General features: G+C 63.9%; 11 protein-coding genes. 7 read left to right on the top strand and 4 right to left on the bottom strand.

The genetic code is table 11. The annotated features are described in order from the left end of the window. From ABNU97_RS08120 to ABNU97_RS08090, 7 genes are all read left to right on the top strand, one after another. The coding region (locus ABNU97_RS08120; RefSeq protein ID WP_348766236.1) for a phosphotransferase family protein at positions 1-862 on the top strand (862 nt) is incomplete at its 5' end. A gap of 49 nt (positions 863-911) precedes the next feature. After that, complete coding sequence (locus tag ABNU97_RS08115) at positions 912-1,529, top strand: glutathione S-transferase family protein (protein ID WP_348766235.1); 618 nt, start codon at positions 912-914, stop codon at positions 1,527-1,529. 613 nt (positions 1,530-2,142) lie between these two features. Further along, on the top strand, positions 2,143-2,766 hold the full coding sequence (locus ABNU97_RS08110) for a methylthioribulose 1-phosphate dehydratase (protein WP_348766234.1): 624 nt from the start codon (positions 2,143-2,145) through the stop codon (positions 2,764-2,766). Next, positions 2,763-3,509, top strand: a complete 747-nt coding sequence (gene mtnC / locus ABNU97_RS08105) for an acireductone synthase (protein WP_348766233.1) — start codon at positions 2,763-2,765, stop codon at positions 3,507-3,509. Before ABNU97_RS08110 ends, mtnC begins: the two co-directional genes overlap by 4 nt. A 51-nt stretch (positions 3,510-3,560) precedes the next feature. Next, positions 3,561-4,124, top strand: coding sequence for a cupin (locus ABNU97_RS08100; protein ID WP_348766232.1), 564 nt, complete (start codon positions 3,561-3,563; stop codon positions 4,122-4,124). 25 nt (positions 4,125-4,149) lie between these two features. Beyond that, a complete protein-coding gene (locus ABNU97_RS08095; protein ID WP_348766231.1) occupies positions 4,150-4,506 on the top strand; it encodes a MerR family transcriptional regulator in 357 nt (118 codons plus the stop codon). A 72-nt stretch (positions 4,507-4,578) separates the two neighbouring features. Beyond that, the gene (locus tag ABNU97_RS08090; protein ID WP_348766230.1) at positions 4,579-4,968 is read left to right on the top strand and encodes a carboxymuconolactone decarboxylase family protein; all 390 of its coding nucleotides are present in this window, start codon (positions 4,579-4,581) and stop codon (positions 4,966-4,968) included. A 41-nt stretch (positions 4,969-5,009) separates the two neighbouring features. Here the strand turns inward: ABNU97_RS08090 and mtnA are convergent, their stop codons facing one another. The 4 genes from mtnA to ABNU97_RS08070 are packed head-to-tail and all read right to left on the bottom strand — an operon-like array spanning position 5,010 to position 9,269. Then, the gene (mtnA, locus tag ABNU97_RS08085) at positions 5,010-6,053 is read right to left on the bottom strand and encodes an S-methyl-5-thioribose-1-phosphate isomerase (protein WP_348766229.1); all 1,044 of its coding nucleotides are present in this window, start codon (positions 6,051-6,053) and stop codon (positions 5,010-5,012) included. Further along, on the bottom strand, positions 6,050-6,385 hold the full coding sequence (locus ABNU97_RS08080) for an NIPSNAP family protein (protein ID WP_348766228.1): 336 nt from the start codon (positions 6,383-6,385) through the stop codon (positions 6,050-6,052). The genes mtnA and ABNU97_RS08080 overlap by 4 nt, the downstream gene beginning before the upstream one ends. 36 nt (positions 6,386-6,421) lie before the next feature. Next, entirely contained in the window at positions 6,422-7,777 is a 1,356-nt protein-coding gene (locus ABNU97_RS08075) for a phosphomannomutase (protein WP_348766227.1), read from the bottom strand. A gap of 4 nt (positions 7,778-7,781) precedes the next feature. Next, complete coding sequence (locus ABNU97_RS08070; protein WP_348766226.1) at positions 7,782-9,269, bottom strand: mannose-1-phosphate guanylyltransferase/mannose-6-phosphate isomerase; 1,488 nt, start codon at positions 9,267-9,269, stop codon at positions 7,782-7,784. Positions 9,270-9,474: the final 205 nt, after the last annotated feature.

The raw sequence follows: 9,474 nt of genomic DNA, 5'->3' as shown, positions 1-9,474 counted from the left end.
CTTCGGCAGCCAGGTGAAATCCGCCCACGACATGGGGCGCGAATACGGCGTGCTTTCACGTCTGCACGGCGTGTACGACTACGCGCCGGAGCCGATCGTGCACTGCACCGACGAAGCCGTGATCGGTGCCGAATTCTATGTGATGCAGCGCCTGCGCGGAGTGATCGTACGCCGCGATCTGCCCGAGGGCGTTGAGCTGAGTCCTGCCGAAGCCACCCGGCTGTGCGAGCAGCTGCTCGATGTCCAGGCCCAGCTGCACACCACCGACGTCGACGCCGCCGGCATGGCTGATTTCGGCAAGCCCGAGGGCTATATCGAGCGCCAGATCACCGGCTGGAACAAGCGCTACCGCAACGCGCGTACCGACGACGTGCCCGACTGCGAAGCGCTCATGCAATGGCTTGAAGCCCGCATACCCGACGTGACCCGGCGTGCGATCATCCATAACGACTACAAGCTCGATAACGTCGTCTTCGACGAAAAACTCAACGACATCATCGGCGTACTCGACTGGGAAATGGCCACCCTGGGTGATCCAGTGATGGATTTCGCCTGTTCCATGGCCTACTGGGTACAGGCCGACGACCCGCAGCCCATGCGCGATATCCGTATGGGCCCAACCCATCTGCCGGGCATGCTCACCCGCGACGAAATGCTCGATCGCTATCGCGAAAAGACCGGCCACGCCATCGACGACTGGCCCTTCTACCAGGTCTTCGGCCTGTTCCGCCTGGCGGTCATCCTGCAGCAGATCTACAAGCGCTATGTCGAAGGCAAGACCCGCGACAAACGCTTTGCCACCTTCGGCCATGCCGTGAACGTGTTGCACGAGCAGTGCGAACGCGTGATCCGCGCGGCCTGATACGGTTACCCGGCGTAATCACAACAACGATCCCACCGCGAGTATCGATATGAAGCTTTACCAGAGCGACCGCGCCCCCAACCCGCGCCGCGTGCGCGTTTTCATGGCCGAGAAAGGCATCGATTTCAACGATATCGAGATCATCGACCTCGACCTCGTCGCCGCCGAAAACCTCAGCGACGAATACAAGCGCAAGAACCCGCTCGGCGGCGTGCCCACGCTGGAGCTGGACAACGGCGTGTGTATCGCCGAATCGATGGCGATCAGCCGTTATTTCGAAGAAACGCATCCCGAGCCGCCGCTAATGGGCACCGGCGCTGAAGACAAGGCCATCATCGAGATGTGGAACCGGCGCATGGAGCTGAATTTCCTGTTCCCCGTGGCCATGGCTTTTCGCAACATCACCGGCGCCTTCGCCGATCGCGAGAAGTGCTCCCAGGAATTCGGCGAAATCAGCCTCGAACGCGCCGGCAAGATGTTCGGCTTTCTCAACGAACACCTGGCCAACAACGAATACATCGCCGGTGATACCTATTCGGTAGCCGACATCACCGCGCTATGCACCGTGGACTTCGCCCGCGTGGTCAAGCTGCGTATCGGCGAGGACCACACGCACCTCAAGCGTTGGCATGATGCGGTGTCGGCACGGGCGAGTGCCAAGGCCTGATACGGGTTGGCGGCGTTCTTGTCGGCTTACGCTTCGCTAAGCTGACCTACAAAAGCCGTGACCTTGAGCGAGCGCCAGCGAGCTTGTCTGTATTCGGCCCCTTGGGCGTAGCGCCGAGCAGTGGAGGCCGAACGCGGCCTTGTTAATTGCCTAGGGCCAGCCGGATGTCTGAGCGAAGCGAGTTTCCGGCTGGCCCGCTTGACGCCGGAGCCGCGCAGGGCATCGGCGCGCAGCGCCGACGCAAGACAGGGTGCCCTTCTCTTGGTTACTTCTCTTGGGCAAGCAAGAGAAGTGACTCGCACAGCAGTGCGAAACCCCAAGCCAAAATTCACCCGCGCAGTTGATTCAGACAGCGACCGATTCAAGCCGCACGTCGTTCAGCAGTCACGAGTTTGTCGGACCGTCGGTTTCACACTGCTGGGTTCTTGTCGGCTTAAAGCCGGTCAAACTCACTTGCGCGACTGTGCAAAACCCGAGATCTAACTTCACCGGTCCCGTTGACTCCGAACCCGAAAGGCACCAACGCTCGGGTTATCGACGCATCCCGGCATTGGCGAGGCCGCGGCCACAGCGCTAGCATGCGCGATTCAGGCACGAATCGAGACGCCGACGAATGGACGCCGCCGCTACCACCGCTGCCGCACAGGCGCTCTGCGAGACCGTACGCTGGTTCGCATCGCGCGGCTATTGCCCGGCCACGGGCGGCAACTTCTCGAGCCGCCTCGATGACGAACGCGTGCTGATCACGGCCTCCGGCGTGGATAAGACAGCGCTGACGCCGGCCGAACTGCTGCCCATGACCATTCATGGCGAGCTGCTGGCCGAGGGCAAACCCTCGGCCGAGACCGGGCTGCATCTGGCCCTGTATCGGCGCGATCCCGCCATTGGCGCGGTGCTGCACGTGCATTCGATCGCCAATACCCTGCTCTCGCGTATCGACACGCCGCAGCGGCTGCGTTTCGAAGGCTATGAAATGCAGAAAAGCATTACCGGCAACCTGACCCACGAGGCCGCGATCGATCTGCCCGTGCTCGATAACAGCCAGGACATGGAAACGCTGGCGGCGGCGCTCGAGGCACGCTTCGACGAGGCCGCCCCGGCGTTCGGCTTTCTGGTGCGCGGGCACGGCATCTATGCCTGGGGCGCCGACCTGGCCAGCGCACGCCGGCATCTGGAAGGCTGGGAATTTCTGCTCGCCTGCGAACTGCAGCGCCGACAACTGGAGACCACACGATGAGCGAATTCATGGGCGATCACGACCGGCTGCGCCTGGAAGAGCCAACGCCGGACGTACGCGCCGTCATCACCGATATCGAAGGCACGACCTCGGATATCGCCTTCGTGCACGACGTATTGTTCCCCTACGCGCGTGACTATCTGCCGCCGTTCGTACGCGCGCATGCCCAGGAGCCTGCGGTCGCGGCCCTGATAGACGACGTACGCACCGAAGCCGAGGAACCGGAGGCGGATCTCGACCGGGTGATCACGATCCTCGAGAAATGGATGGATGCAGACCGCAAGGCCACGCCGCTCAAGACGCTGCAGGGGCTGGTCTGGGAAAAAGGCTATACCGACGGCGATTTCACCGGCCATGTCTACGAGGACGCGGTGGCCACGCTGCAGGCCTGGGCCGACGATCGACGCGCGCTGTACGTGTATTCCTCCGGCTCCGTCGCCGCGCAGAAGCTGCTGTTCACCTACAGCGACCACGGCGACCTGAGCGATCTGTTTTCCGGCTATTTCGATACCCGCATCGGGGCCAAGAAGAAGATGCGTAGTTACAAGGCGATCGCCGCCGAACTGGGGGAACTGCCGGCCTCGCTGCTGTTCTTGTCCGACGTGGGCGAAGAGCTGGATGCGGCCGCCGACGCCGGCCTGCAGACCTGCTGGGTGGCCCGCGATGAAAACACCCAGGAAAAGGCTAGAATGAGCGAAAGACACCCGGTGGTGGCCTCGTTCGAGGATATCGAACTGGTCTGAGCCGGGTCGCGTGCCCCGCGCCGGCGCGCCACAGCACACAGGAGCAAACCGATGAGTCGACTGACCGTCTACAACGAAAACGATACCCAACAGCCGCTGATCGACACGGCCGACGCAGACAAGATCGCTGCCGAACTGGAAAAGGTGGGCGTCTTGTTCGAACGCTGGCCGGCCGAGCACGAACTGCCGGCCGACGCCGACGCAGAACAGATCGGCGCGGCTTATGCGAGCGATATCGAACGCCTGCAGGCCCAGTTCGGCTATGCCACCTGGGACGTGATCGGCCTGCACCCGGAACATCCGCAGAAAGACGCCATGCGGGCCAAGTTTCTGGATGAGCACACGCATAGCGAAGACGAGGTCCGATTCTTCGTCGACGGGGCCGGGCTTTTCACCCTGCATATCGGCGATCGGGTCTATGCCACGCTCTGCGAAGCCGACGACCTGATCAGCGTGCCGGCGGGTACGCCGCACTGGTTCGACATGGGCGACAAGCCGCATTTCAAGGTCATCCGCCTGTTCAACAACCAGGAAGGCTGGGTGGCCAACTTCACCGGCACGGAAATCGCCAAGGACTTCCGCCCCGCCGGCGAACAGATGCTGGGTCAGGGCTAAGCGCAGCGGCTACGCAGTTCGGGGCTTGAATATCGGCGAGTTCGCGGCGCGTACCGGCGTGTCGGCCGATACCCTTCGCTACTATGAAAAAGTGGGCGTGTTGCGCCAGATCACACGCGATGCCAGCGGGCATCGCGTGTTCGGCGAGCGCGATCTGGACTGGATTGCCTTCGTGCTAAGGCTGAAGGCCACGGCCATGCCGCTGGCCGATATCCGCCGCTATGCCCAGCTTCGGGCCGAGGGCGTCGCCACCTTGGTGGAACGCCGTCGCATGCTGGAGCGCCATGCCCAGCACCTGGAAGACAAACTCGCGCGCGATCGCGACCACCTCGCCGCTATTCGCGCCAAGATCGCCTATTACGAGCAACAGGACCCCGCCTGACGAAACGCTTGACCTGGAGTGCACTCCAAGCCGTAGGTTGCCCGCTCTTGTTTCTTATTTCAGGAGTACACCATGGCAACCACACGTTACGACGCCGGGCTGGCCAAACTCAGGGAAATCGATGGCGCGGCAGGCGAATCCGTGATCGACGCCCTGCGTGACATCGCCCCCGATCTGGCCCGCTATACCGTCGAGTTTCCGTTTGGCGATATCTACCAACGCCCCGGCCTGGACCTGAAAAGCCGCGAAATAGCCACGGTCGCCGCGCTGACCGCGCTCGGCCATTGCGCGCCCCAGCTCAAGGTCCATATCCACGGCGCGCTCAACGTCGGCGTTAGCCCCGAGCAGGTTGTGGAGGTCATCATTCAGATGGCCGTCTACGCCGGCTTTCCGGCAGCACTCAACGGCACGACGGCGGCGCGGGAGGTTTTCATCGAACGCGGTCTCATCGACAACGACTAGGCTCTGGCGCGACGCAGGCCGGCAGCCGATACGGGATCGCTCTACTCGTTGCTCACCGCCGCGCCGCCAAACTGGAATACGCCGGCCTCGACCTCTAGTCGATCGAACACGCCCGTGTCCAGAATCCAGTGGTCGATCAACGCGGCCGGCGTGACATCAAAGGCCGGGTTGGCCACGGCGGCATCGGCCGGCGCCCAGGCCAGTTCGCCAGCGGCGCCGGTCACGCCGCGTACTTCCGCCGCGTTGCGCTGTTCGATGGGGATCTGGGCGCCGCTGGCACAGCCGGAGTCGACCGTGGTGTGCGGGGCGACCACCGCAAACGGGATATCGTGATGCTGGGCCAGCACCGCGAGCCCGTAGGTGCCGATCTTGTTGGCGAAATCGCCGTTCGCGGCGATGCGATCGGCGCCGACCAGCACCCGATCAACTTCGCCGGCGGCCATGAAGCTGGCGGCCATGCTGTCGGTGATCAGCCGGTAGTCGATGCCCAGCTCGCCGAGCTCCCAGGCGGTCAGGCGCCCACCCTGCAACAACGGCCGTGTCTCGTCGACCCAGACGGAAATACCCGGGTCGCGCTCGTGGGCGCGCCGGATCACGCCCAGCGCCGTGCCGATCCCGGCCGTGGCCAGGCCGCCGGTATTGCAGTGGGTAAGAATACGCTCGCCGGGGCCGATCAGCGCCGCGCCGCGCTCGGCCATGGCGTCGCACAGGGCGCGATCATCGTCGAACAGGGCTTCGGCACTTGTCACGACGGCGGCCCGCCAATCGTCGGCGGCGAGCGCAAGCGCCAGCGCATCCATCGCATGCATCAGGTTCACCGCGGTCGGCCGCGCCTCGCGCAGACGCGCGATCGCCCGGCCCACAGTCTCGCGGTCGTCGCCCGCCTCCACGCGCACGGCGACCAGCAGCGCGGCCGCAATGGCAATCATCGGCGCGCCGCGGGTTCGCAGCGCATGAATCGCCTCGACCAGGGTGGCGACGTCATCTACCGCGAACCAGTCCTGCACGTGCGGCAGGCGCGACTGGTCCAGCAGCATCAGCCGGCCGCTGCGTACGCGCAGGGCCAGACAGTCACGATCTTTCATACAACGAATGTGTCGTCGGTGGGTGGGCCATCGAATACCGGCCGCATGAAGCTGCGCTCATAGCGCCGGATACAGCCCGTTTGCCGGGCATAGGCAAACGCGGCCTGACAGTCGGCATCCGACGCAGCGCGCTCTCTGTAAGTCTCGTAGTCGGCCAGGCTCGCGAAGCTAAACAGCGCAACGGCGATGTCGTTGGCCCCCTCGTGCGGCAGGAAATAGCCGTGATGGCGGCCGCCGAAACGCTCGACCAGCGGTATCCATAGACGCGCATAGTGCTCGAACTCGCGCGTTTGGCGCGGGTCGATCTCATAACGCAGATAGCAGGTCACCATCGCCTCACTCCTATCGAGAACGGATAACCGGCAAATTCAGTGCTGGCCGAGCCGTTCGAGCAGTTCGTCGGTCTTGGCACGCATCAGTTCGATATCGCCGCGGGCCTCGACGTTGAGCCGTACCACCGGCTCGGTATTGGACTTGCGCAGATTGAAGCGCCAGTCGCCGAAATCCATCGACAGGCCGTCGACGTGTTCGACGGCTTGCGCGGCGGCGCCGTAATGCGACTCCAGATCGGCTAGTGCGGCATCGGGATCGCCGATCTCGCGATTGATCTCGCCCGAGGCCGGGAAGGCGGCGATGCGCTCTTCGACCAGCGTCGACAACGGCTTGCCGGTTTCCGAAATCAGCTGCGCCAGTACCAGCCAGGGCAGGTGGCCGTTGTCGGCATAGGAGAAATCGCGGAAATAATGATGCGCGCTCATTTCGCCGCCGTAGAGCGCATCGACCTCACGCATGGTCTGCTTCATGAACGAGTGGCCGGATTTCGATTGCACGGGCCTGCCGCCGTTTTCTTCGACCTGGGCGAGCGTGTTCCAGGTCAAACGCGGGTCGTGCACGATCGCCTGGCCGGGGTTCATCTTGAGCAGCATTTCGGCAATCAGGCCGACGATGTAGTAGCCCTCGATGAATTCGCCGCGCTCGTCGAAGAAAAAACAGCGGTCGAAGTCGCCGTCCCAGGCCACGCCGAAGTCGGCATGGTGCTCGCGCACCGCGGTGGCCGTGGCGTCACGGTTTTCGGGCAGCAGCGGGTTGGGAATACCGTTGGGCAGATGGCCGTCGGGCTCGAAATGCACGCGCACGATATCGAACGGCAGATGACCTTCGAGCGCGGCTGCGACCAGCCCGGCACAGCCGTTACCGGGGTTGGCCACGATCTTAAGCGGCTTCATCTGCTCGGGTTTGATCTGATCGAGCAGAAAGCGGACATAGTCGTCACGCTGATCCAGCGGCCGGCGTTCGCCGGTTTGCGCCGACTCGGCAAAGTCGTTGTCGTAGGCGCGCTTTTCGATATCGAACAGGCCGGTATCGCTGGAAATCGGCCGCGCCTGTTCGCGCACGAACTTCAGACCGTTGTAATCCTTGGGGTTGTGGCTGGCGGTCACCATGATGCCGCCGTCCGCGTTTTGGGAAAACGTGCCGTAATACACTTCTTCGGTGCCGCACAGGCCGATATCCAGCACATCCGCGCCGCCTTCGGTCAGGCCATCGATGAGCGCATCGGCGAGTTCCTCGCTGGACAGGCGCATGTCGCGGCCCACCACCACCGTCTTGGCCCCCAGCTCGGCCACGAAGGCTCGGCCGATACGCCTGGCCAGCCCGGCATCAAGCTCGTCCGGCACCTTGGCACGTACGTCATAGGCCTTGAAGAACGGATAATACTGGCCCATCGGGTCACTCCTTGGTTGCGTGCGGGATGGAATCGGCGGCAGCCGCGGTGTCTGGGACCGTGTTCCGATCCTGCGGTTCACTGTCGCTACGGCCGTAAACGTCGTCGAATCTTACGATATCGTCTTCGCCGAGGTAGCTGCCCGACTGCACCTCGATCAGGTCGAGATCGACCTTGCCCGGGTTTTCCAGCCGATGCACGGCACCCAGCGGGATGAAGGTGGATTCGTTCTCGGTGAGCAGGCTTTCGCGTCCGTCGCAGGTAATCTTGGCGGTGCCGTGGACCACGATCCAGTGTTCCGCTCGATGATGATGCTTCTGCAGCGACAGCCGGCCGCCCGGCGTCACGCGGATATGCTTGACCTGAAAACGCTCGCCCACGGCGATCTGTTCGTAGCTGCCCCAGGGCCGATAGGCCTTGCGATAGGCGGTCGCCTCTTCACGGCCGCTGTCCGTGAGACGCGTGACGAGTTCGCGGATGCGTTGTTCGCTGCCGCGATCGGCCACCAGCACCGCGTCTGCCGTTTCGATGACGATGGTGTCGCGCAGCCCGATCGTGGCCAGCAGCCGATCCTGGCTGTGCAAAATACAGCCCTGGCTGTCTTCGACGACCACATCGCCCTGCACGCTGTTGCCCTGCGCGTCCGCGCCCGCGGCGTCGGCCACCGCCGACCAGCTGCCCAGGTCGGTCCAGCCGGCGTCAAGCTCGACCATCACCGCATCGTCCGCGCCTTCCATCACCGCATAGTCGATCGATTTCGACGGGCTTTGTTCGAATTCACCTTCGTCCAGGCGCAGAAAGTCGATATCGATATGCGCCCCGGCATGGGCGGCCTTCGCGGCTGCATGAATCGCCGGCGCCTGGCGCGCGAGTGACGCCAGGTAATCGCGCGCTCTGAACAGGAACATGCCGCTGTTCCAGTAATAGTCCGGATTTTCGAGATAAACGGCCGCACGGGCCCGGTCGGGCTTTTCCACGAACGTCTGTACGCGACGCACGCCTTCGTCGAGGGTCTCGCCGGCTTGAATATAGCCGAACCCGGGCTCGGGCCGGGCCGGGCGTACGCCGAACAGCGTCATTCCGCCCCGCGCGGCCCGGGCGCGCGCGCGCTCGACCGCCTGCTCGAACGCCCGGGCGTCGGCCACGGCATGATCGGTCGGCATGACCAGCAGTTCCGCGTTGTCGCCGTGTTCGGCCAGCGCCTGAAACGCGGCAGCGGCGACCGCGGGCGCGGTATCGCGCCGCGAAGGCTCGAGGATGACCTGACCGCGCATCCCGCTCGCCCGCAGTTGCTCGGCCATCACGAAGCGGTGCTCGACGTTGCCGATCAAAAGCGCCGGACCGACCTCGCCCAGCAGCGCTGCGCGCGCCAGCGTCTGTTCGAGTAGGCTGGCTTCGCCGTTGAGGGCCAGAAACTGTTTAGGCCGGCTCTCGCGCGACAGCGGCCACAATCGGGTACCGATGCCGCCTGCGAGCAAAACGGGAATCAGCATCAGGTTTCTCCAAGTGCGCCGTAATAGTGACAAAGGGAGCGCGGCTACAGCCGGCACGCCGCGGGTTTTATAACAAAAATGATGCGTTAGCCGCGCGCGATGCGAGCGCGGGCGCGGCGTCTAGTATAATTTCTTGAAGTCGAGACCACGACCGGGCGAATCGTACGCCGGCGTGCGCTCTTACGCTTCTCAGCAGGACAGGACG

This window comes from uncultured Salinisphaera sp. (assembly GCF_964012375.1).
Lineage (GTDB): Bacteria > Pseudomonadota > Gammaproteobacteria > Nevskiales > Salinisphaeraceae > Salinisphaera.
This window is presented reverse-complemented; position numbering and strand designations above follow the sequence as displayed.

What these genes read in the sequence shown, in the direction of transcription:
- ABNU97_RS08115 (WP_348766235.1), top strand. Translation starts at nt 912, where the DNA reads ATGAAGCTTTACCAGAGCGACCGCGCCCCCAACCCGCGCCGCGTGCGC.
- ABNU97_RS08110 (WP_348766234.1), top strand. Translation starts at nt 2,143, where the DNA reads ATGGACGCCGCCGCTACCACCGCTGCCGCACAGGCGCTCTGCGAGACC.
- mtnC (WP_348766233.1), top strand. Translation starts at nt 2,763, where the DNA reads ATGAGCGAATTCATGGGCGATCACGACCGGCTGCGCCTGGAAGAGCCA.
- ABNU97_RS08100 (WP_348766232.1), top strand. Translation starts at nt 3,561, where the DNA reads ATGAGTCGACTGACCGTCTACAACGAAAACGATACCCAACAGCCGCTG.
- ABNU97_RS08090 (WP_348766230.1), top strand. Translation starts at nt 4,579, where the DNA reads ATGGCAACCACACGTTACGACGCCGGGCTGGCCAAACTCAGGGAAATC.
- mtnA (WP_348766229.1), bottom strand. Translation starts at nt 6,053, where the DNA reads ATGAAAGATCGTGACTGTCTGGCCCTGCGCGTACGCAGCGGCCGGCTG.
- ABNU97_RS08080 (WP_348766228.1), bottom strand. Translation starts at nt 6,385, where the DNA reads ATGGTGACCTGCTATCTGCGTTATGAGATCGACCCGCGCCAAACGCGC.
- ABNU97_RS08075 (WP_348766227.1), bottom strand. Translation starts at nt 7,777, where the DNA reads ATGGGCCAGTATTATCCGTTCTTCAAGGCCTATGACGTACGTGCCAAG.
- ABNU97_RS08070 (WP_348766226.1), bottom strand. Translation starts at nt 9,269, where the DNA reads ATGCTGATTCCCGTTTTGCTCGCAGGCGGCATCGGTACCCGATTGTGG.